The sequence below is a fragment of the Sporosarcina sp. resist genome, from assembly GCF_014302295.1.
In the GTDB taxonomy this organism is placed as follows: Bacteria; Bacillota; Bacilli; order Bacillales_A; family Planococcaceae; genus Sporosarcina; species Sporosarcina psychrophila.
In genome coordinates this window covers 4,292,792-4,316,608 of record NZ_CP060287.1, presented here as the reverse complement: position 1 = coordinate 4,316,608, position 23,817 = coordinate 4,292,792, and the positions used below count along the sequence as shown (strand labels likewise).

At 40.4% G+C, this 23,817-nt stretch carries 23 protein-coding genes; 22 read left to right on the top strand and 1 reads right to left on the bottom strand.

Going from position 1 to position 23,817, the window contains the following annotated elements; all coding sequences use genetic code 11:
• Nucleotide 1: 1 nt before the first annotated feature.
• From H7992_RS20725 to H7992_RS20670, 12 genes are all read left to right on the top strand, one after another.
• Entirely contained in the window at nucleotides 2-364 is a 363-nt protein-coding gene (locus H7992_RS20725) for a YwqH-like family protein (protein WP_187045864.1), read from the top strand.
• Nucleotides 361-663: a YwqI/YxiC family protein gene (locus H7992_RS20720; RefSeq protein WP_187045863.1), complete on the top strand. Its 303-nt coding sequence runs from the start codon at nucleotides 361-363 to the stop codon at nucleotides 661-663. The genes H7992_RS20725 and H7992_RS20720 overlap by 4 nt, the downstream gene beginning before the upstream one ends.
• Nucleotides 660-2,237, top strand: a complete 1,578-nt coding sequence (locus H7992_RS20715; protein WP_187045862.1) for a ribonuclease YeeF family protein — start codon at nucleotides 660-662, stop codon at nucleotides 2,235-2,237. Before H7992_RS20720 ends, H7992_RS20715 begins: the two co-directional genes overlap by 4 nt.
• Entirely contained in the window at nucleotides 2,234-3,022 is a 789-nt protein-coding gene (locus H7992_RS20710; RefSeq protein ID WP_231885716.1) for a hypothetical protein, read from the top strand. Before H7992_RS20715 ends, H7992_RS20710 begins: the two co-directional genes overlap by 4 nt.
• Before the next feature lie 21 nt (nucleotides 3,023-3,043).
• Entirely contained in the window at nucleotides 3,044-3,499 is a 456-nt protein-coding gene (locus H7992_RS20705) for a DUF5085 family protein (RefSeq protein ID WP_187045861.1), read from the top strand.
• Nucleotides 3,496-3,945, top strand: coding sequence for a DUF5085 family protein (locus H7992_RS20700; RefSeq protein ID WP_255428512.1), 450 nt, complete (start codon nucleotides 3,496-3,498; stop codon nucleotides 3,943-3,945). The genes H7992_RS20705 and H7992_RS20700 overlap by 4 nt, the downstream gene beginning before the upstream one ends.
• A gap of 440 nt (nucleotides 3,946-4,385) precedes the next feature.
• On the top strand, nucleotides 4,386-4,643 hold the full coding sequence (locus H7992_RS20695) for a hypothetical protein (RefSeq protein ID WP_187045860.1): 258 nt from the start codon (nucleotides 4,386-4,388) through the stop codon (nucleotides 4,641-4,643).
• A gap of 47 nt (nucleotides 4,644-4,690) precedes the next feature.
• Nucleotides 4,691-5,245, top strand: coding sequence for a membrane lipoprotein lipid attachment site-containing protein (locus H7992_RS20690; protein ID WP_187045859.1), 555 nt, complete (start codon nucleotides 4,691-4,693; stop codon nucleotides 5,243-5,245).
• Between the two features lie 310 nt (nucleotides 5,246-5,555).
• Complete coding sequence (locus H7992_RS20685; protein WP_187045858.1) at nucleotides 5,556-6,107, top strand: hypothetical protein; 552 nt, start codon at nucleotides 5,556-5,558, stop codon at nucleotides 6,105-6,107.
• A gap of 223 nt (nucleotides 6,108-6,330) precedes the next feature.
• Entirely contained in the window at nucleotides 6,331-6,711 is a 381-nt protein-coding gene (locus H7992_RS20680) for a hypothetical protein (protein WP_187045857.1), read from the top strand.
• 21 nt (nucleotides 6,712-6,732) lie between these two features.
• Nucleotides 6,733-7,296, top strand: coding sequence for a hypothetical protein (locus tag H7992_RS20675; protein ID WP_187045856.1), 564 nt, complete (start codon nucleotides 6,733-6,735; stop codon nucleotides 7,294-7,296).
• Nucleotides 7,297-8,277: 981 nt separating this feature from the next.
• Complete coding sequence (locus tag H7992_RS20670; protein WP_187045855.1) at nucleotides 8,278-9,204, top strand: aldo/keto reductase; 927 nt, start codon at nucleotides 8,278-8,280, stop codon at nucleotides 9,202-9,204.
• A gap of 271 nt (nucleotides 9,205-9,475) precedes the next feature.
• On the opposite strand, the gene H7992_RS20665 is transcribed toward H7992_RS20670, so the two are convergent.
• Nucleotides 9,476-9,658 (bottom strand): hypothetical protein, encoded by a 183-nt coding sequence (locus H7992_RS20665; protein ID WP_187045854.1) that lies wholly within the window; start codon nucleotides 9,656-9,658, stop codon nucleotides 9,476-9,478.
• A gap of 223 nt (nucleotides 9,659-9,881) precedes the next feature.
• Here H7992_RS20665 and H7992_RS20660 point away from each other — a divergent pair, with 223 nt between their 5' ends.
• The 10 genes from H7992_RS20660 (at nucleotide 9,882) to H7992_RS20615 (ending at nucleotide 23,539) form a co-directional block, all read left to right on the top strand.
• Complete coding sequence (locus H7992_RS20660) at nucleotides 9,882-12,620, top strand: M14 family metallopeptidase (protein ID WP_255428511.1); 2,739 nt, start codon at nucleotides 9,882-9,884, stop codon at nucleotides 12,618-12,620.
• A gap of 852 nt (nucleotides 12,621-13,472) precedes the next feature.
• Nucleotides 13,473-13,742: an excalibur calcium-binding domain-containing protein gene (locus H7992_RS20655; protein ID WP_187045853.1), complete on the top strand. Its 270-nt coding sequence runs from the start codon at nucleotides 13,473-13,475 to the stop codon at nucleotides 13,740-13,742.
• A gap of 704 nt (nucleotides 13,743-14,446) precedes the next feature.
• Nucleotides 14,447-15,751 (top strand): glucose-6-phosphate isomerase, encoded by a 1,305-nt coding sequence (locus H7992_RS20650; RefSeq protein ID WP_187045852.1) that lies wholly within the window; start codon nucleotides 14,447-14,449, stop codon nucleotides 15,749-15,751.
• A 1,031-nt stretch (nucleotides 15,752-16,782) separates the two neighbouring features.
• Nucleotides 16,783-17,607, top strand: a complete 825-nt coding sequence (locus H7992_RS20645) for an alpha/beta fold hydrolase (RefSeq protein ID WP_187045851.1) — start codon at nucleotides 16,783-16,785, stop codon at nucleotides 17,605-17,607.
• A gap of 172 nt (nucleotides 17,608-17,779) precedes the next feature.
• Complete coding sequence (locus tag H7992_RS20640; protein ID WP_067212584.1) at nucleotides 17,780-18,421, top strand: hypothetical protein; 642 nt, start codon at nucleotides 17,780-17,782, stop codon at nucleotides 18,419-18,421.
• Nucleotides 18,422-18,556: 135 nt separating this feature from the next.
• Nucleotides 18,557-18,691: a GatB/YqeY domain-containing protein gene (locus tag H7992_RS20635; protein ID WP_187045850.1), complete on the top strand. Its 135-nt coding sequence runs from the start codon at nucleotides 18,557-18,559 to the stop codon at nucleotides 18,689-18,691.
• A 350-nt stretch (nucleotides 18,692-19,041) separates the two neighbouring features.
• The gene (locus tag H7992_RS20630; RefSeq protein WP_187045849.1) at nucleotides 19,042-19,626 is read left to right on the top strand and encodes a TetR/AcrR family transcriptional regulator; all 585 of its coding nucleotides are present in this window, start codon (nucleotides 19,042-19,044) and stop codon (nucleotides 19,624-19,626) included.
• Entirely contained in the window at nucleotides 19,616-20,908 is a 1,293-nt protein-coding gene (locus H7992_RS20625) for a cytosine permease (protein ID WP_187045848.1), read from the top strand. Before H7992_RS20630 ends, H7992_RS20625 begins: the two co-directional genes overlap by 11 nt.
• Nucleotides 20,892-21,986 (top strand): S-methyl thiohydantoin desulfurase family protein, encoded by a 1,095-nt coding sequence (locus H7992_RS20620; protein WP_187045847.1) that lies wholly within the window; start codon nucleotides 20,892-20,894, stop codon nucleotides 21,984-21,986. The genes H7992_RS20625 and H7992_RS20620 overlap by 17 nt, the downstream gene beginning before the upstream one ends.
• A complete protein-coding gene (locus H7992_RS20615; protein WP_187045846.1) occupies nucleotides 21,983-23,539 on the top strand; it encodes a hydantoinase/oxoprolinase family protein in 1,557 nt (518 codons plus the stop codon). Before H7992_RS20620 ends, H7992_RS20615 begins: the two co-directional genes overlap by 4 nt.
• Nucleotides 23,540-23,817 lie beyond the last annotated feature (278 nt).

Below are 23,817 nucleotides of genomic sequence, written 5' to 3'. Positions count from 1 at the left end.
CTTGCTGGCCTATTACAATGAACTATTACGGAAAAAACAGGAAGAAGTGAGGCGTCTCACCAAATGCCAATCAGACATAGGGATAAAACAATCGGAATTTCAATCGGAAGAAAAAAAGTGTCTGGAACCAGAATTATCTACGAGTACATGGCACGGTACGCTGGCCACTGCTTTTCAAGATATTCGTGAAGCGGGAATCCATACACCTTTCCTGGAAATAACCGGAGCCCAGTTCACGAACGTGTTTACTGCAATTGCTGACAAGATTAATTCGCTTAACGCTGAAATCGTTTCTATCGAACAGACCATTGCGCGTCTTGAGGCGGAAGCAAAGGCAGAAGCAGAGGAGGCAAAAACTAGATGACTACCGAAGTGAAAATTGTGTATGCAGATGTTGAAAGTAAAATCAGTGACATGAGCAATGCAACCACATTGCTTAATCCGAAAGCGGAACCACCAATTACAGGAAATACACTGGATGTCGTGACGAAATTGACGGAGCTTTCTACTAAGCTAGAAACGTTACTAACGAGTTATCAAACGGTGCTTCTTGCGAATAGTGTAACGACTACCAATTCAGTCAAGTTTATGAGTGAATCGGATGAAAAAGTAGCATCTGTCATGCAATGCACACTAGCAGGACCGAAGCAGGTGTCACAATGAAGGTACTGGACGTCAGCCCATTTGAAGAAGGTTTGCAGAACAATATTACTATGCTCAGCCGATTGGAAGGTGAGATGAAAGCAATTGAAACTGCTGTTGGAGGGCTTGTTGCGCTGGATGATTCCCTAAAGGGGCAAGGCGGAAACGCTATCCGAGCATTTTATAACGATTGTCATATGCCTTTCTTACAGTTTTTCACGACCTTTAAATCTTCTTATGACAGCGTTCTAAGCCAAATGAAATCCGCTCTCGACACGCTGGAATCGGCTTCGAACGGTTACATCCAAGAAAGTTTTCTCGAAGCGGACGTTAAACAAGGACTGACAACAATTGACCAATTAACGCTCACTTTGACGGACGAAGCGAATGCTATCATGGATGAAGTCAGTGACATTGTCGCTCTTCCGCACTTGAATGACAGCGAAGTGCACGAAGGCGTGAAACGTGCACAAACGAAGCAGGAAAAAACGGTCACTGATCTCCATGAATTCGATGCAACGCAGACAGCCGCATTAACGCAGATTGAAGCGGATTTGCTGACAATGGAACTGTGGTTGCTTGAAATAGAAGGTATGATGAGCAATGGCCTGACCGATATAGATTTTCAACCTGAACAGTGGGCGGAGCAATCGGAAAACCAACCGCTCAAAACAGAACTGCAACACCGAGTTGACGTTATGAATGGCGTTGTCGAAGACGGTTCAGAGGATGAAACGGGAGAGGTATCAACTACTTCTGCCAATGGCTATGTAATGATGTTGAAAGAAGCTGTCGGTTTGGCAAAAAAAGCGAACAGTACGATTACTGGAGGGCTCTCTAGTTTTGGCATGTATGTTGCAGGTAAAGACGATGGTTTGAGTACTTCAAGACACTTAAATCTGCAAACAGGCAACTATTCATATCGCATCAATGCAACCCAAACCGCATTAGACCGTTTAAAGGTCAATCCCGATGCAAGAGCACTTAAAGAACTCATGGCAGGACTTCCTAAAGGGAATAAAAAATGGTCTCCGAAGCATTATGGCATTCAAGCTACCAATCAGGCGATGCTGAAGTTTGCGTCACAGAAACCGGGACAGAGCGGCTGGTCAGGTACTGGAGAGAGTGTACTGAAAAAGCATCCAACTTTGGCTTACTGGAATGACCAAGCAACCATTAAACAACAGGCAAAAACAATAGGAACAGCGACTATTAAAGGCGCAGGTAAGTCCTTTACGGATGTCGTTGATTTTAAAGGTATTGCGAATAGCGGCATTGTAAAAGGAGCTGCTAAATCACTCGCACCTTTAGGAGCAGGTCTTAGTTATTATAGTAACTATTCTACAGCGAAAGACGAAGGACTAGACGACGGTGCAGCTGCAGGTAGGGCAACAGTTGACACGGCAATCGATTTAGCGATCGGCGGCGCAGTACAAGTCGGATTCACTGCAGCCGGTACAGCGCTAATCCCGATACCGGGTGTAGGTACCGCAGTCGGTGTAGTGGCAGGAATAGCAGTGAACTCCTTATTGAATGTTAAATTTGGAGATGACGATAAATCAGCAATGGACCATATTAAAGGGTGGTTCCATTGAGCGAAGAAAGGGTGCATTTGATGTCCTCCAAACGAACAGTAGAAGATTTCGAAGTTCTAAGAGGACCTCTTGAATCAGGTAGGCAGCGCCCCTCTGCTTTGGCGGGTGTCCTGGTTCTATGCGTATTCCTCCAGGCATTACTATTTTCACTGGAATACTTTGTTGCAGGAGATGTGACAGCATATCCATACAAAGATGAAATATTGAAGGTTCATTTCTGGATAACGGCGGGACTTATTGTGCTGTCTCTTATTTATGCAATTCCAGCAGTCTATAAAAGAAGTGGCAAGGTCCAGTATTTACTGTCCATCTTAGTGGCCCAAAACCTATTTTCCGTTTCTCTTTTTATCTGTGCATTATTTTTCATCGGAAAGAAAGGGGAAGGCTCGTCGGTTGCACCAGAATCACTTCTGAATTTCACCTATATAACACTCCTGATTGGGTTACTGGTTTTTATCGCAACATTCGTTCGTTTCGCTATTTTACTGCGCAATGGACATTATCGCAAAGGGTCGAAAAAAGATGAGCTTAGAACACGGTTTGAAACAAAATCGTACATACCAGCCGCTGTTCTTGGCGGAATTGGATTGGTCTTTGTGATCCAGTACATTGCTAGGACATCTGCAATCACAGATATCAATATCATGGTTGTCATTGCGATAGGCATTTTACTGTTCTACGTCATGCTATTCATCCTGCCCGAGCAGCTCGTCATCTTGTATTGCAAGTTCCGTTTTAAAAGCTTTAATTTTAATGAACAAGGAAACTTATATAACGAAAAGTGATGTTAGAAAGGGTGTTTGTAAATGGGAATCGAAAAACGTTCACTGACTTTCAATAACGTACTAACATATGAAACAGAACAAAAAAAAGAGAACTGGCAAGAAGCCATCTTCATGCTAGAAGAGTTCACGCTCAATAAAGATGTCTACAAAAACGGTCCGGTATTTTTCTCATTTGTTCAAAACCTAGGGGATGAAACGTCTGGAAAATTCACCTACTACTTGCCAATCAGCAGTCCAGTCGTTTTAGTAGAAGACTCTGACTTTACTTTCCAAGAAAACCTAAGCATCGGAAGTGCATTGGTCCTGCGGCAGGCTGATGAAAAAATGGATTTCGCGGCTGCCCATGAGGAAGTAAAGGCATACGCCAACACGCAACAAATTGAATTGGAGACTACCTATTATTGCGTTTTACTGGATGTATACGGGGATATCATCATCGATCTCTATGTGCCGATAAAAGGGCAGGGCGATGCATGATGATTGCAGAAAACCATCAGATTGCATACCGCAATGTCGCGTCCAAACTATATAACTTTCTACCCGAAGAAATTGATCTTGCTTTAACGGATTTTGTCTCGATTCTAGACGAGTATGGTTATCAAATTACGGGACCGATGTTCTTTTCAATCATCAGCAATCCGACCGATGAAGTCATGACAGCTGAATTATTCCTTCCAATTAAAGGGAAGCATTTTACAATACCGAAGGAAGCAGAAGTTAATTTCCACAGCTATTTCCTAGTTGACCATATGCTCACGACACGAATCAAAGGCGATTTTGAAGTGGAAGCACAGGTGAAGTATTGGGAGCTCATGGAGTATATGAACACACATGAAAAAACTCAAAAAACACCTATTTTTGTTGAGTACAAAAAAAGCCGCGCGGGGCAGACCTATACGGAGATGAGTGTAGGGGTTTTATAATACTTATTTAGAAGATTGGGTCAAAAAAACCTTGACTGGCTTTAAGTCTTTCAAGGTTTTTTGAGTTTGGAGGTGTGCTATTCGTTGCTACTGTCATCCGATTTTCTATTTTATTGAAAAGAGGGAAGTATCGAAAGGGATCGAAATGAGATGGACTCCTAGCGAAATTCGAAACGAAAACGTATATTCCAGCCGTTATTATTGGAGGTACTGGACTTGTGTTTATCATTCAGTTTACTGTGAGAACGCTCAATTTGGCCGATATCGAAGAGGCTGTCATAACAGTCTTATGCTTCGCGGTATTCTATACGATGATTTTTGTGTTGCCCGAGCAGCTCGTCATCTTGTATTGCAAGTTCCGTTTCAAAAGCTTTAATTTCGATAAAAGGGGTTATATGAACTCTGAAGACTAAGCTGTAGGAAAGAAGTTCTTTTCCATTATGAACAATCCCACTGCCGAACTGTTTATTCCAATTGAAGCAGAAGAGGAAATTAATTTCAGCAGTTATTTCCTGAACGACCGCATGATTATGACTCGACTAACAGATGACTTTGATGCCCAATCACAGGTAACGTTTTGGGAGCTTCTCAACTATATTGAAGAGCATGAAATGAGTCGAAAAACGTCTATATTCATAGAGTTCAAAGAAACGAATGCAGGGCAAACCAATGTGGAGATGTCTGTAGGGGTGCAATGATGAACAGGCGATGCGTTACTATTTGCAATTTGATTAGGAGGATTCGCATGAAAAAAACCATATTTTTTTTGATAGTAGTTTTACTATTGGCAGGATGTGCCTCAAAGGATAATAATAGGGAAAAAGGGGCTGAAGAAAAAGTGGATAAAACAGTTGAACAACAGACACTTTCATTACAATTATTGAAAGCAGACGAAGAAGCCGGGGTAACGATTGAAAATAGCGAAGTCTATAAAGAGTTAAATCGAATGATTATGGAAAATGCAGACATGGGACTCGCCAATGATTTCAGTATTAATATTATTGATATCGTGGACAGTGGAACAGAAAACGCTTCATTGCTTTTCTTAGCCATCAATCGTTTGGATGAACCTATGAAAAACATCAAGTTCGACTATACATTAGGTCATGATAATGGTGCATTTGTGTGGGAGGGCGTTGAAGTGGACCTTTCCGAGCAGGAAACAGGTATCATTCAATCGAATCATGCAGTTCCATTCTCTCTAAGCATAACGCCTGAACAAGAAGCACTCATCGACACACTTGAACAAGATAACCAAGTCGTGAAGATGGATAACTTTAAATTTGATTCAGTAAATTAATGAAAGCGTTGCAATGCTACTTATGATTGCAACGCTTTTAGTTGTTCGTATTTATAATTTAATTGGCGATGCAATAAAAAAGAGAACAACAGGCATCATTAATAAAGTTTCATCTTGGTATGACGGATAGGAGAGTATCAAAATCGGGGAAAATAGAATCGATACAATTACATTATCTTATTTAAAATTCCAAACGCCTAAGGAAAACAGATCTAATATTATTTGTTTTTTCTTAATATTATTATATGTAATTGGTGTAATTCCAATTTTAGGAGTACCATTTTCGTTTATTTATTTTATGGCGGCAATTTTGCCGGTAGCAATCCTACAAATTTGGGCATTACTTTATTTATTCGCCCCATACAAATTTGAGAAGTCCTATTATCTCTTTTTTGGTGTATATGGGGTTGTTAATACATATGTCTATTTTTTAGCAATACAAAAGTTATTGTATCTTCACTTAGGAGCAGAAGGGAAAGGACCTTTTATTATTGGATTTCTTCTCTTTATCGGCTTACTGGTAACGATGAACTGGTTGAATATAAAGGCGCTGTACACAGGAACATATCATAAAATGCAACAGATGGAGAGTATTAATGTTAGATGGTTATCATTCGCAGGATTAGGATATGTAATCGGCCAACTTATATTAACGTTTGTCTATAGTGAATCCGCAAAAATGATGATTTTCATTTTTTTAATTTCACTATTATCAATTATAACTGCATATTTTTCTGTATATCTGCATCGTTACTTTTATATTGTCAAAAACAAGGGTCTTGTAAAGCAGGTTTATCCGGAGTTTAGTTTACCACTGAAAGAAAGACAAGACGGATCTAAAAAAAGTAATAGAAAGAAGTGAAGATATGATTCCAGAGTTTACGGAAAATGATATTTTCGTTATGTTGCAAACGCTGAATACAAAGTCAATCATCGGTTTTTCCAATCCATTTATAGCGTTAACAAAATAGGAAATAGAAAAGGAATGGGAGAAAACGTATAAGAAACTTCATCTTCGTGGGCTTGTTAACCTCGTCGACGGTGAAGTTAAGTTAGAGGAAGGGTTCGCCAATGCGCTCTGGATTATGTCCAGAACGAATTTGACTGTGGAAATTCTTACTGACGGAAAAAAGAAAAGCGTATTTTATTTCGGTACAGAGAATGTAGTTGAATGCTCTAAAACTTTGGGGAATAATTACACGCTCTATATGCACGCGGCTCCTAACGACACATGGAATGGCGTCATCTATCCACGTATACTTACTGGCGTTGAAAAACAACACGTGCAAATGAAGGATAGGATTCTTATTCCGACATCTATGAATAATACATGCGTGGAAAAAGATGTAGTTTTGGATACCGAAAAACTAGGGCTGTTCAATGAAAGTCCTAATTTGAACAGCGTAACTAAAAAGTTGAATCATTCCATTATAGTAAACTTATACATAGTCGACAGTAATTTTTAATCATGATTGGAGAGTCTCGAAATGAAGAAGCTACTTAGAATTTTATTCGCCGCAATACTATTAGTGGGGTGTAATGGCGACAATGACCAAAAACCGCAGACGGGAGAGGAAGAAAACGTGAAAAAAGAGATAGAGCAACAAGCACTTTCGATGCAAGTATTGAAAGCGGACGAGGAAAATGGCGTCACGTTGGAAGAAGAGATGTATCAACAATTGTCCGGACTTGTAGAAGCCAATCCCGATATTGGGGTTGCGGAAGACTTTAGTATTCATGCAATTGACTTTGTAGAAAAGAGTGCAGGCGAGAGTGTCATGTTATTTTTAGGAATTAACCGATTGGAAAAGGGAATCAAAAATATTACGTTAGAATACACGTTGGGCGTTGAAACGGAGGATACTATAAAATATGTATTCAAGAGTGAAAAAGTAGACCTATCCGAATCATTTGCTGGTGTTATTCAGCCAAACCATGCGATTCCATTTACTGTTCCGGTTACACCAGAGGGGAAAGAACTACTTCAATTGATGACTGAAGAAAACAAAACTGTGAAAATTGAAAACGCTAAATTCGAATTGGAAAAATAACTAAAATGCTACAGCTTTTCACGAAGTTGTAGCGCCTATTATGTTTAAAGTATGTAGGGAGGTAGGTCTAGAAAACGTGAAGAAAATAATAAGGAACATATGGCAAGTATTGAAGCAATCTGCTTCGGAAATAAAGGCGAATTGGAAGTTTAGTCAACTCGTTCAAGGAAGAAGTAAAAAGATGAAAATGTATGGATTAGTTTATATGAATACCTGTTTTTTTCTTGTCTACGCAAGTCTTTGTTTTATTTCTATGATTTATATTCTGTTTGGTATCATAGGCGGCACAATCCTAGGAATCATGGAAAGCCCATATTGGTTCTTGTTATTTCTATTGCCAGTAGCCGCGCTGCCCTTTTTATATTTTGTACATAACATTTGGACCTCAAACTATTCCGGCTTTAAAAAGGATTATTTAAAAACACATTCGATTCAAGTGCCTCAAGGGGATTGAATTTTCCAGTGCATTCCTATTGGCTGATATCGAGGATGCCTTCATAACAGTCATATGCTTTGTTTTATTCTATACGATGATTTTTGTGTTGCCGGAGCAACTCGTTATCTTGTATTGCAAGTTCCGTTTTAAAAGCTTTAATTTTAATAAGAGAGGTAGCTTATATAATGAAGAATAAGTAAAGAAACTATGCGGGGCGGACCTATACGGAGATGAGTGTAGAGCCCTTGAAGTGTCCAACGAATCGCCGCAAGCCTCCAACCAATTTTGAAAAGTGTCCAACCAACGAAGGAGCGTCCAACAAAACCCTCGAAGTGTCTAACCAATCGCGGTAAGCCTCCAACCAATTTTGAAAAGCGTCCAATCAACGAAGGTGTGTCCAACAAAATCTTCGAAGTGTCCAACGAATCGCTGCAAGTCTCCAACCATTCTCGAAAAGCCTCCAACCTAAGCATGAAATTGTTCTTTTACCTAGATTGTGAGGTATTCTAAATAGTGTGACTACATTTAAGGGGGGGCTTTTTTCCATGAAATATACGCAAATTAAACATACCGAACTCAACGCATCCAACATTATTATGGGGAATATGCGTTTGACACAGCTTTCTTTAACGGAAATAGAGCAGTTAATCCGCACTGCACTTGATGAAGGGATTAACTTCTTTGATCATGCAGATATTTATGGTCAGGGTCGGTGCGAAGAATTATTTGCCGAGGCGATTCAAATGAGCCCTAGTATTCGTGATAAAATGATTTTGCAGAGTAAATGTGGCATCAAAGGTCAAGAAAACTACTTTGATTTTTCCAAAGAACATATCCTCGACTCAGTTGACGGTATTTTAAAGCGTTTAAACACGGATTACTTGGACCTGCTACTCCTTCATCGTCCTGATCCATTAATGGAGCCTGCTGAAGTTGCCGAGGCATTTGAGAAATTGCATAGCAGCGGAAAAGTAAAACATTTCGGGGTGTCGAACCATAACCCAGCACAGATCGAATTGTTGCAAAAATATACACCACATAAATTAGTAGTAAACCAAATTCAGTTTAGTATTGCACACACAGCGATGATTGACGCGGGAATTGCGTTAAATATGAATATAGATCAAGCTATCAATCGTGATAGCAGTATACTAGAATACAGTCGTTTGCATGATATCACGCTACAAGCATGGTCACCATTTCAAAATGGGTTCTTTGCTGGTCCATTCCTTGGCGACTTAGAGAATTTTTTAGAGTTGAATAAAGTGATTGACGAAATTGCTGCCAACTATGACGTAACAAACACGGCCATCGCAACCGCCTGGATTAGCCGCCATCCAGCTAACATCCAAGTCGTACTCGGAACAACGAATCCTCAGCGATTAAAAGACGCATGTAAGAGCACAGATATTACGTTAACAAGGAAAGAATGGTACGACATTTATAAAGCTGCTGGAAATATCGTTCCGTAACGTATTTATTTTTCATGAATATGACCGTAAAAGTGCCTTCCGACTAGTCGGGAGGTTTTTCTATCTTGAACTAATCTTATATCCCGCACAGCCCAATCATATCTCCGCGTCAACCGATCATATCCCGTGCAGCCCAAGCATATATCACGCTAACCGATCATATCCCGCGTGGCCCAAGCATATATCGTGCTAACCGATCATATCCCGCACAGCCCAATCATATCTCCGTGCTAACCGATCATATCCCGGGGAGACCGATCATATGTCCGCGCTAACCGATCATATCCCACGCGACCCGATCATATGTCCGTGCTAACCGATCATATCCCACTGCAGACCAACCATAGATGATACCGAATGCCGCCCGTACAATCCTACTACTGAGAATTGTCGATAGTTGTGCGAGGAAGGCAAGCCGGAAATTAGCGCAAATCCATTCAAAGTTTGAAAGCACTTAGTTGCTTCCAAGGAGCTATATAAACAGTAGAATATCGGACAAACTTTGGACCTTCAAACCTAATCGCAATATTAAAGTAATATCTCACCATAATAATAGGCGAACTATTCAAATTAGTTTTGAATTCGAAGTAAATTCACTGTCAAACAATTTGTAGATTTGTTATATTAAATCTGTAGTCTGACAATCTACAAACAATATGAAAAGGGGGAGTTAAGTAGTGAAACGGTTTTTAGTAGCATTTTTATCCATCTATATGGCAATTACGATGGCATTGCCAGCATCAACGTTAGCTGCCCAGACAGTTGATACTGTCCAAGTTAGCCAAGCGACCCAACTAGAGGTTAGCAAATCCCTATTCTCACTTACGGAGATTCGCGATGTAGAGTTGGAAGTTGATTTTGGAAAGAAAGTAGACCTAACCAAACTGGAATTTCAATTTGGAGGGAAAAGTCTATCGGAGTGGAAGATGTGGGATGCGAAAGCGGAATCATATTCTGGGGATCCATTCATCATTGTTAAAAAACAACCACACTATGTCGGCGGAACAACTAAGATTGCCGCTGAACTAGAGTTTGGACTACCTTTTAATACAGACAATCTATCAACACGGTCAATCCGTGTCATCTACAAAGAGCTAATTGGAGACTATGAACTTGCTTTGGTTGATGCTGCAAATGATTTAAATGCATCAACGACTGTAAAGTTAAATGTATATGACCAATATCTCGACTGGGAAGCTATTAAGCCATCTATTGATAGTATTTTTGCCGAGTCAAATAAATTAAACGATCGCTATTTAGAGTATCAAAGCCCAGGTAAATCTGTTGAGGGCCGCGACTTTCACCTTGTAGTACTTGCAAAAGATAAAGAAGCAGTGGATAAGTATCTCAATCAAACATTACCGACTGCGCTTGAAAATCCGGAAGAGCTAATGAAGAAGATTAAAGACGGTACGATGGGTGACTATCAAGTTCCAGTCTGGTTCAATAATATCCATCCAGATGAAGTGGAAGGTATCGACTTCCAAACAGAGCTGCTAAAGAAATTCGCGATGGAATCACAAGTTAAATTCACATCAAAGGATAAAAATGGTGATTCTGAAGAAGTCATTTTGGATATGGACAAAGTATTAGACAATATTATTTTTATCTTTAACTTTTCACACAACCCGGACGGACGTGTCCTGAATACGCGCGCTAATGCACTTGGATTTGATTTGAACCGTGACAATGCTTACCAAACACAGGTCGAAACGATTCAATTGAATCAGGAAATTGCGAAGTGGACACCGCTTACAATGGTAGAAGGGCATGGCTATGTAAATGGATTCTTAATTGAACCGGCTACACCGCCGCATAACCCGAACTTTGAATATGATCTACTTATTAAAAGCATGACTGAACAGGCACATGAAATGGGGAAAGCAGGAATTGGTAATTCTAATTTAACTTCTTATTTCCTAGCTTCAGAGGGCTATAAAGATGGTTGGGATGACATGGGTCCTTCCTATACACCTATCTTTTCAATGCTTCATGGAACTCTTGGACATACTGTCGAGGTGCCAACTTTAAGTCAGGACTCTTTACGCGCTATGGTAGGTACTGGCTTTGGAGCTACAAACTATGTCCTTGAGAACAAAGACGAGTTATATTTAAACCAGCTTGAAATCTTTAGTCGTGGAATTAAAGGACAAGACAATCGTCTCGTTGATCCATTGTTAACGAATGCAGCTGGAGAGTCAATCGGTCGGGTTCGCGGGAATAATGAAAACTTCTTCCCGGATTACTATGTATTACCGGCTGATGCAAGAAATCAGAAGAACGTGCTAGAAGTTTATAATATGGTAACGTATTTAATCCGCAACGGTTTAACAGTTGAACAAACGACTAAAGACATTATGATTGAAGCAACTACTTATCCGAAAGGAACTTATGTTGTTCCAATGAAACAAGCAAAGCGCGGCTTGGCGAATGCGATGCTTTATAAAGGCGATGACGTTTCTGATTGGGAAGCAATGTACGATCCCGTTGTTGTTAATTTCCCAGCGCTTAGAGGTTTTGACGTCGTTGAAGTACGTTTTGGAGATGAAGAAGGATTCGAAGGACATACAACAAAGGTTAGTGCAATAGAAGTTCCAGCAAGCGAAGTCAAGAAAACGGCTACTAGACAAGTACTAAAAAACACTAATAATGACACAATCAAACTTGTGAACAAACTCCTTGCAGAAGGAAAACAAGTCGGCTTGGTGCAAGAGGAAAAATTCGGATTCCGTAAAGGCGATTTCGTAGTTAATACAAGTGATTTACTCTCCTACGTCGAGGATTATACCTTTGAAGCGAATCCTTTACCAGCATACAATGCGTTTGAAATAAAGTGGATTTCGGAGCCCAAGGTAGCAGGAAGTGGTTCTAGCCAATTGACATTTTCGTTGAAAGAGCTTGGCTTTAAGCTAGTTGATGAGAAAAATGCAGAAGTCATTATCTCTGACAGTACTTTGCCGAAAGATTTATCAGGTAAAACGTTCGTAGGTATTGGTAACAGTGTGCTAAAAGCTGTTAAAGATGCAAAGTTACTAGAAGGATTCGATTATGTAACGACTCAAGGTGGACATGAAGGACTTGTGAAAGCGACAGTAAATGTCAATCACCAATTAACTTCTGGTTATAAGGCAGATGAGCTTCTATATACAACGAGGGGTTCATGGATAACTGAAGTGCCTGTGGATGCTGAAGTATTGGCAACAGTCAAAAATACGGATGATTTCTTCGTTTCGGGATGGTGGCCTGGACATGAAGGAGCGCAGGGGCAAACATTCGCCTTTACGCAGCAGTTGGAAGATTCAACAGTGACGCTATTTGCGAACGACTTAGCATTTAGAGCCCACACGAAATACTATTACCGTATGTTAGCGAATAGCATCTATGCTTCGGCAAGTGAAGATACAACGGCAGAGTGAGTAGTTGATACGAAACCGGCTACCGCCAAGTTAAATTGGAAGCAAAATAGAAAATTTCAAAGTATTAAGGGGACCCAGTCATTAATACAATGACTGGGTCTATTTGCTTCTGCTAAATTGAAATCTCTAGGATTTGTCATTTTCATAGGCAGGTCATTTATATACTAGCTGGAGCCGATCATATCCGCGTGCAGACCAATCATATCTCCGCGCAACCGATCAAATGCCACGCTAACCGATCATATCTCGACGCAGCCGATCATAACTCCACGCAGCCGATCAAATCCCGCGCTAACCGATCATAACTCGACACAGCCGATCAAATCCCACGCGACCCGATCATATCTCGACGCAGCCGATCAAATCCCACGCGACCCGATCATATCTCGACGCAGCTGATCATATCCCGCGCGACCCGATCATATCTCGACGCAGCCCGATCATATCTCCGCGAAGCCGATCATATCCCCCGATGAACCGATCAAATCTCGACGTAGCCGATCAAATCCCACGCGACCCGATCATATCATGACGCAGTCGATCAAATCCCGCGCTAACCGATCATATCATGACGCAACCGATCATATCTCCACGGCAACCGATCATATCCCACGCGACCCGATCATAACTCCGCGCAACCGATCATATCCTCAGGCTAACCGATCATATATCAGCCCCAACCAGTTTTTTCAGGGTATTCAATAAACTCAAAGTCTGTTAAGGTAATTATATAGTTCAAGAGGGATGCCTTCAGCCTGATCGCTATGAATGATTGGGATAAAGGAAGGCGTTTTTTCATGCCTATAAACAGGTTCATACCCAAGAGGGTTAATTGAAAAGGAGGTTTTTGTTATGAAGAAAGTATTTACTGTCTTGCTGGCATTTACTATTGCGATAGGCTTCTCATTCAGTTCGGTAAATGTTGAGGCGGCTAGCCCGAAAGTCGTGACATATAAAAATTGCACAGAGTTAAACAAAGTGTATAAAGGCGGCGTAGCAAGATCTGCATCTATTAAAAATGTAGGCGGGGAAACGAAGTACAAGCCATTTGTATCTCAGGCAATCTATGATGCGAACAAAAAAAGCGACCGCGATAAAGATTTAATCGCGTGTGAAAAGTAACTATAAAAGTAACGAAACAGCTTCAGTCCAGATGGATAGGAGCTGTTTTTTACTATAGTGTCTGGCTAGGCTTGGTTGTTGTTACACTAATTCGGACTTCAAATTCATAAGTATCCGCTCCCGATGTTTCTTCTTACCAGCTACTTTTATACCGAATTACTGCACATATTCTGCGAGTGTAAATCCTCTCCTATACAACAAGTGAACAGACTTTTAAGTGCACGTTTGACTAATAATTTATTCATTCAGCTATAACGGGAGCCACTAAACCGTGCACGATACATTGTATTCCAAGGTGATTAAATCATAGTTCATTAACAGTGGTTAAAATAACAGTAATTCGTTACGTATTACTGATGTTGTGTAAGTGGGGTAGTTGCATTACGATAACTAAGTGTTACTGAAGGAAATTCCTTCATATAATATATCTTCCACTGTTAATCACCCACGGAAATTTAGAATTGAAGTTAAGATGCTTCTTGGGCATAATAGAGAAGAAGAGCTTTGATGATCTATTTTTAATTGAGATAGCTGAAGAGGCTCACCTAATAGGAAATGAGTTACTGCCCTATCTTGATAAAAGATGAGTGGGAGTTGAAAGTGATAGACTGTTATTGAACCCGTAGAAAGAAGTCGGACATGTTAGATGAATAGTAATTTATGACTTAAATTGATAAAACCACCTAGAAGGGGAGAATGTCGAATTGGTAATTCCGTTAACACTAAATCAATCACATGTATCTATAAGTAAGCTTGAGGAAGTATTTGGTACACAGGTGAAAACGATTCATCAAGAAATGAATAAAGGTACTTCTGAAGGTGCTGATTATTTGGGGTGGAAGAATTACCCGAATGAGATTTCGTCACATGAATTAGAGGATGCTCTGAAGGCGGCGAAAAAACTTCGTGAAAATGCAGATTTGGTTGTTGTCATAGGTATTGGAGGTTCTTATTTAGGAGCGAAAGCGATTCAAGACGCGCTATCACCGTATTTCGAAAAAAAGTCGGATGATCCTGAAGTACTCTTTGCTGGCCAAAACTTGAGCGGTGCTTATATGAAACAATTATTAAGCTATATGGGGAGTAAAGAAGTTGCCATTATTGTTATTTCGAAATCTGGAACAACGACGGAACCTGCAATTGCTTTCCGGATTATGCTTGAATATATGGAAAACCGTTATGGTTCATCCGCAAGCGAACGAATTGTTGCGATTACCGATAAATCAGAAGGTGCCTTGAGGGAAATGGCTGTCCGTTCAGGATTTACGTCTTTCATCATACCAAATGATATTGGGGGCCGTTATTCCGTTCTCACGCCAGTTGGTTTAATCCCTCTTGCAGTAGCTGGTGTCGATATTGAACAACTCCTTGCAGGAGCAAAAAAAGCCATTCATGATCTTTCGAACGCAAATATAGATTCGAATATAGCTTATCAGTATGCTGCATTACGAACACTACTGTTATCTGAAGGCTACAATGTCGAAATTTTAGCGAGCTTTTCCCCATCCTTTGAAACTTTCCATGAGTGGTGGAAGCAGCTCTTTGGTGAAAGTGAAGGGAAGGGCGGAAACGGTATTTTCCCTGCTGCAGTCGCATATCCTACCGACTTACATTCCCTCGGTCAATATATACAAGATGGTCAACGGATGCTCTTTGAAACGTTTGTCCATTTCGCAGAAGAAGCGGAGGATTGTGCGATACCTTCATCTAAAGAGAATTTGGACGGCTTGAATTATCTATCGGATAAAACATTAAATGAAATAAATGAAGTAATGATGCACGGGGCAATGGAAGCGCACCGAGATGGAGGTGTACCTTTACTACGTCTTGAAGTGGCTAAGCAAGATGCCTATCATGTTGGTTATCTCATATATTTCTTCCAACTTTCATGTGCAATGAGTGCTTACTTGCAGGGCCTAAATCCTTTCGACCAGCCAGGGGTTGAAGAATATAAAAACAATATCTTTAGATTGTTGGAGAAGCCCGGGCATGTAATAGCGGCTCTATAACAGGTGTAAGTTTTAGTGATCTACAACTTAATAAAATGAGGATCAGACATGTAAGTAAATGTCTGATCTTTTTTTGTATATAGGAAATGATTGGGCTGGGGGATGTATGTGTTTGGTTATGCGGGGGTTATGATCGGTTGGCGGGAAATATGATCGTGCGTGTGGTAGTAATGATCGGTTGGCGGAATATATGATCGTTCGTGCGGCGTTACTGATTGGTTGGTAGGAGATATGATCGTGCGTGTGGTGTTACTGATCGGTTGGCAGGGTATATGATCGTGCGTGAGGTAGTAATGATCGGTTGGCGGGATAAATGATCGTTCGTGTGGTGTTGCTGATTGGTTGGTAGGATATATGATCGTTTGTCTGGCGATACTGATTGGTTGGCAGGATATATGATTGTTTGTGTGGCGTTATGATTGGTTGGCGGAATATATGATTGTTCGTGCGGCGTTACTGATTGGTTGGCAGGATATATGATCGTTTGTGTGGCGTTATGATTGGTTGGCAGAGGATATGATCGTTCATGCGGGGTTATGATCGGTTGGCAGGATATATGATCGAGCGTGTGGTGTTACTGATCGGTTGGCGGATTATATGATCGTTTGTGTGGCGTTATGATTGGTTGGCAGAGGATATGATCGTTCATGAAGGGTAATGATCGGGTGGCGGGTTATATGATTGTTCGTGTGGTATTACTGATCGATTGGCGGAATATATGATCGTTCACGCGGCGAATGTGATTGATTACCGGTGGAATATGAACGTCCTATATAAGCGGATTTGATTGAGGATAAACATTTAGCTAATAATGGATAAATACTCCAGGGATAGCGTGCACAAGGAGATAATTCTCTTTTGTGACAACAAAAAGTACAGTGGGAAAATTCAAGGCGATTCTTTCAGGCTAGCACAAGACTTTTGTAAACGGATGAATTACAATAGTATTCATAAGATAACAAAAACCGACAAATTTCGATAAAATGTAGGTTTTTTGTGGATTGCTCTAAAGGGAAGAGGGTTAATTTCATTTGTTACATTATGAAACGCATAACTTAGGTCCTCAGCATGAGTGGGTCGTATTTCTTCATGGCTTGGGTGGGAATTCGAATATATGGTATAAACAAATAAAAGAGTTTAAAAAGCATTTCAACCTGCTCTTCATTGACTTAAGAGATCATGGCGGTTCTGCTAATTATGAACCTGAAATGCTGACATATACACCTGAAATTTTAGCTAAAGATGTTGTAAAGGTATTGGATTCCCTTTCTATTGAAAAGGCTCACTTTGCCGGCATTAGTTTGGGTTCTGTTGTCTTACATGCGATGCATATTTACGCACCCAGTAGAATTAAAAGCATGATTTTAGGCGGTGCAATTATCCGGTTAACAAGTGTTGCGAAAGTGATTCTGAGAACAGGAAATTTGCTTAAAAGTGTGGTCCCCTATATGTGGTTGTATAAAACATTTGCACGGATTCTTATGCCTAAAGCACACCATAAGAAATCAAGGGACGTTTTCATCCTGGAAGCAAAGAAAATTCGTCAAAAAGGGTTTATTAAATGGTATCGATTTGCTGCCAAGGTTTGTGAAATTTATCCGCGAATTGATTGTGAAAAACATGAAATTCCCAAGATGTACATCATGGGTGATCAAGACTATATGTTTCTTGGCCCGGTTGAAGAAGATACGATAAAGGATAAAAGCGCTAGATTGCATATTATTGAGCAATGCGGCCATGTCTGTAATATTGAGAAGCATAAAGAGTTCAATCAAATAGCTATACAGTTTATCAAGGAACAAGTTAAAGTGGAGCAGGAATTATTAGCAACTAGTAAGCTTGTTAGTATTGCGTAATGTTAAATGAGGACCAGCCTGGATTGTGAGGGCTGGTTTTTTGTGCTAGTTAAAAAGCAAGAAGACGTATTTCGAGTGTACATTTACAACCCCATTGTAGAAAGTATGTTCCTAAGCATGTTATGATTATAGTAAAGATACGTAAAAGAATAGTGAAAAGGGTGGAAGCGTCATGGATAAGAAAGAACAACAGTTATTTGCACACTACTACAACAAATTTGTTGAAAGAAGTTTTGATGAAAAGGACTTCTATAGTTTCATGATGTTGGTTCGAGACGATGCGCATGGAATTGATAGTGTTAATGGGCTTGCTGATTTCATCGCGCTAAGGGAGAAGAGCTCGGGATATGTAGGGGAGTACCTAGGAGACTGCAAACAGGTTATCGCAAATTTGGGTAATGGGGTCAAAGCTAAAAAAATTGAGGATATCTTCTCGTTTAAAGAAATAAGGAATGGTTTTAACGCGCTGTTTTTGAAAAATGGCTTTGAGAAGTTACCTGCTGAAATCATCAATGATTTCATTTTATGCACAATTTCTTTATTGCAGGACGTGAAATTAGTATCGGGTAATTTGAATAAAGAAGTGGGACATCTGAGTTTTGCTGTTTCCAGCAAAGAAGTATTTTTGATGGGGAACATGAAAACATTAAACAAAGGTCGCTATATTCCAGTTACATTTCAAGTTTTGTCTGTCAAGAATAGCTACGAGGCAATAACACCACAGGACAAAAATGATACACCGTATTTGTTTAACGAGGAACTGATTGAGGTTGTAAATATCGAAGGAAATCTTGTAATAACGTTTCCGGAATAACTTTCTGGTGCAATGACATAAAATCTAAACTAAAACCAGCCAAGATTATAAATGGCTGGTTTTGCTGTTCATAGCTAAGAAAGTATACGTTTTTTTGATTTAGAATAATGTCTAGTCGGCTCGGAGGCCCACAGGATGCGGGTTACGCGGCGATTGCCGTATTTTTCAGTTAAGCAAGATATGGGCAAGTTGATGAGTCTTGAAATGTCTGAACTAACAGGCAAAGCTGAAGCTGGTTTGATCAGCAACGTTGTAAAAGAATTTTTGTAGTATAAAGAATTTCAGGTGCCACACTACGTGAAACTATTCGAAAAATACAGTGGCAATCAGATTTACGGACCTCATCCTAACTCCTTAGTATTATTGTGGAATCGAATGATTTATTTTACGTCATTCTTAGCATCCACGCCCGCACAAATTGTTTTCTGTCGATAGACCCCCCAGAACAGGCACATTATAATCCATAAAAGCGCTCGAAAATTGCTATCTCAAATAATAAAAAAACTTTTCCAAAATTTCAAAGGCTAATAATTTTCATTAAATGATAAGTCAGAATGTTGTTGATTATTAAAAAGTAACGTTGTATTATTAACCTAATACTTATTAGGTGGGGATACACAATGAGAGAAAAATTATTGAAAGCGGCTATTTATCATTATTCACGTTACGGTTATCAAGGCGCAACGATGCAAAAAATTGCTACAGAAGTTGGCATTAAGCCTGCTTCCATCTACTTTTTTTACCAAAACAAAGAAGCTCTATTTATTGCAGCATTCCAGAAGTTATTAGAAGAACACTTTAGTCAGATGAAAAAAATTATGGATGAAGTAGAAAACTCCCCAATAGAAGAGATTTTCTGTAGTTTGCTGCATGGCACTGTCTCATTCCATAAAGAAAAAGAAGAAGAAACGGCGGCTTATATTTCATTGATCACTTCTCCTCCGCCAGAGATAAAGCAGTTTCTGAAAAATCATATGGAGCAGTTTGATAACTGGCTCATACAATCGCTAAACACTTCTTTAAAGCATTTTTACCCATCGATTTCCGATCAACAAAGTGTCAATGTAACAAAACAATTCCTTTTACTAATGGACGGCATCTTTTGGGAAATGACTATGTACGATGAAAATACTTTGTCTGAGCAACTCCAACATGCTTTCCATCTAACAACTCTAATTTTGAGGGGGATTGAAGATGCAAAATGATTATGCTCGAGAAGTTGTACCGATGCATGAACGTAAGAAATGGTTTTCCATCAGTCTAATCTGGATTGCTGTTGGAATTGATTTATCTGCTATGCTATTTGGCGCACAACTCGGGGCAGGAATGGCTTTTAATGACGCCTTGCTGTCTGTGGTAATCGGATCCCTGATATTGGGTGTTCTAGCTGCATTTTGTGCATACGTTGGGGCGGCTACTGGCTTATCAACGTCTATGATTTCTCGTTCCGCCTTCGGAAGTTCAGGCGCGAAAATTGTTTCGGCCTTTCTTGCTATCTCGTTAATGGGGTGGTTTGGTGTACAAGCTGGTTTTTTTGCCGAAAACGCAACTGTTGCTATCTCCGAGGCAATCGGAATTCAATTACCCATTCCGCTTCTAGCTGGAATAGGTGGATTGCTGATGATGTTGACGGCGATGTTCGGATACCGTGCAATAGAGAAGCTCAGTTCTTGGTCTGTACCACTATTAATCATATTAGTGATTCTCGCGGTTGGAATGGCGATTACTAAATTTGGCACTGCTAGTATCGGGGCGCCTGTAGAAAATACATTCTCGATAGGAATGGCAATCTCACTGGTGATTAGTATCTTTGTTGTAGGTGCGGTAATTTCACCGGACATTTCACGCTGGGCTCGAACAAAAAAAGATGCAGTTCTAGCTTCTTTCTTTGGTTTCTTTATTGGCAATAGTTTTATGTTGGTCATTGCGATGATTCTATCCCGTGTCATGAATGAAGATAATTTGACGACGATTATGCTGACTGTCGGTCTTGGGATTCCGGGTATTCTCGTATTGATTTTGGCGCAGTGGACAACTAATACGAGTAATGCTTATTCTTCTGGACTCGGTTTAGCTGTTATTTTTACGAAGACTAGTAAAGTGAAATTAACTTTTGCGGCAGGTACAATTGGGACGCTTATGGCCGTTTTCGGGATTTATGGAAACTTCATTAACTTCCTGAGTATTATCACAATGTTTATCGCACCAATAGGCGGTGTGTATACGGCCATTTACTATATAGGCGGGGCAAAAATGCTGTCATTTGAATCCTCTGCAAAGTACAAAGCATATCCGTTGATCGCTTGGGGGACGGGGACTTTAGTGAGCTGGATGACACTGGAGAATCCAATTGGACTGGAACTTTTCAAACTGACAACAATTCCATCTTTAGATAGTTTCATCATCGCTTTTGTTACACAGGGAATTTTTTGTTTTGTTATTAAACGTCAATTTACGAAGGAGAATCAGTATGAAGTGGTTAAATGAAGAAGATATCGAGCACATTGCAATCGGAGCATCCGTTCTTGGGACAGGTGGGGGCGGGGATCCCTATATAGGGAAATTAATGGCTCTTCATGCGATTCGTAAATATGGGCCGGTTCAAGTAATTACGATGGATGAGCTGAAAGAAGATCATTGGATTGTTCCTATTAGCGGGATGGGGTCCCCCAGTGTGCTCGTCGAAAAAATTCCTTCATTCGAAATGTTAATGGCACCTTTGGTTGCGTATGAAAAAGCAAGTGGGAAAAAAATAGATATCGTTATGCCAATCGAAATTGGTGGGGTAAACTCATTGATTCCGGTGGCTGTAGCAGCGATGAAAGGGATCCCGATTTTAGACGGCGATGCAATGGGACGTGCTTTTCCAGAAGCTCAAATGGTTACTTTTCATCTTGATGGGTTAAAACCTGAATTGGTCACGATTGCAGATGAAAAAGGAAACACGGTCACGATTGAACCTGCAGATGGCCACTGGAGTGAAAAAATTGCCCGTAGTATTACGATCTCGATGGGAGGATCGTCAATTGTAGCTGATTATGGAGTGACGGGTACACAAGCGAAAAAAAGCGTCATTCCTGGTACATTGACACTTGCTAAAAAAATAGGCGAGATACTGAAACAGCCACGAAATGGAGCAGTGCATCCGATCGAACAAATGCTTACGTTATTAGACGGACATCAATTATTTAGAGGAAAAGCAGTTGAAATCAAGAGGGGAATCGAGGGTGGATTTACGAGAGGGAAAGCTGTTTTTGAAGGCTGCGAAGAAAATAATCTTGATTCTTGCGTGCTATCCTTCCAAAATGAACATCTTCTTGCTGAAATAAATAACAAACCGATTGCTATGACACCAGATTTAATTGCTGTTTTAGATGAAGAAACGGGCATGCCTATTACAACAGAAGGTTTGAGATATGGAGCTCGCGTTATCATTGTAGCTTTCCCGGCGAACGAGAGATGGCGGACGCCAATTGGCATTGAGACAGCAGGCCCGCGTTATTTCAAGTATCCATATGACTATACGCCATTAGAAATACTGATAAAGGAGTTTGTGCCTTCATGATACGGTTAGGAATTGACGTTGGCGGTACCAATACAGACGGAGTTCTGTTGAATGCAAAAAATGAAGTAATCTGCAGTACAAAAACGCCCACCACAAAGAATGTTTTTTCAGGGATTCAAACGACAATTAAAGAACTACTAGCTAGTTCGGCGGTCAATGTCAGAGATATTAAAATAGCAACACTAGGAACGACGCATTGCACAAATGCAATCGTGGAGAGGAAATCATTAAATAGAATTGGAATCATTCGCATTTGTCTTCCTTCTGGAACAACGGTTCCTCCACTTGTCGACTGGCCAGAAGATTTAGTCGATAAATTACAGGCTAAAACCGCTTTGATTCACGGAGGTTACGAATTTAACGGTTCCCCAATTACAGGTATTGTGCGAGATGAATTAATAGAGACTGTCGAGTTGTTTAGAGACTCAGTAGATTCGATTGCTATTACAGGTGTATTTTCTCCGGTTCTAGCCGATCAGGAAAATGAAGTCGCAGCTTTTTTCCAACAGGAGTTACCACATATTCCGATTTCCCTTTCAAGTGAAATCGGTACGATTGGTTTAATTGAAAGGGAAAATGCAACCATTTTGAATGCTGCACTTAAGAATGTTATAAAGAATGTAGCAGAAGGCTTTGAGCAGGCATTGGTTAATGAAAGCATTCATGCAAAAATTTATTTCGGTCAAAATGACGGTACACTGATGACTAATGTCTTTGCTCAAAAGTACCCGATTTTCACCATCGCATGTGGGCCAACCAATTCAATTCGAGGAGCTTCATTTTTATCGAAAGAGCGCAATGCAATTGTCGTGGATATTGGTGGTACGACGACCGATATCGGTGTATTAGCAAATGGATTCCCGAGACAAACCTCTCTTGCCGTTGAAGTGGGTGGTGTCCGTACCAATTATCGCATGCCTGATATCTACTCACTTGGTTTAGGGGGCGGTACTCAAGTAACTTTAGAAGACAGTGCATGGAAAATTGGTCCTGAAAGTGTGGGTTATCAATTGCCCGAGAAAGCACTCATCTTCGGTGGTGAAACACTAACTGTGACGGATGTTGCTGTAGGAGTAGGCATGATGCAGATGGAGAATGCGCAAGAAGAAAAACTTCTTTCCATTCCTACACAAGAAATTTACCCACAAATTGTTGAAATGGTAGAAAAAGCAATTGATCGCATGAAAACAAGCGGGGATGACGTGTCAGTCGTGCTGGTTGGTGGTGGTGCAGCCTTGATGCCTGCCACATTAAAAGGTGCGAGTCGTATTATCCGACCCGAACACGCGGGAGTGGCAAATGCAATTGGTGCAGCACTTGGCGACATTAGCGGTACATGTGAAAAAATTTATTTGCTCGAAAATCGCGATCACCATGAAGTGATTGAAGAAGCAAAACAAGAAGCAATCCAAGCGGCTATTACGGCAGGCGCAGATCCTGATCAAATCGATATTATCCAGTTGGAAGACTTTCCATTGGCTTATATTCCAGGGGAAGCAATCTTGGTTAGAGTGAAAGTTGCTGGGCCTCTTTTGTTGGAGAGTGTGAAGTGATTTCGAATTATTTTGTAACCTGCTACTCTTTTTTACTTTTAAGGTTTTATCGGTCAAGAATAGCTACGAGGCAATAAACCACAGGACAAGAATGATACACCAAATTTGTTTAATGAGGAATTGAGTGAGGGTGTGAATATCAAAGGGAATCTTGTGGTAACGTTTCCTTAGTAACTATCTGGTTCAATTACATAGGGTGCAAATGAATCCTGCCATGGACTGGACTAAGAATTCCTCACTCTACACGCTTCGGCGCTGGATGGTCTATGTCGAAATCA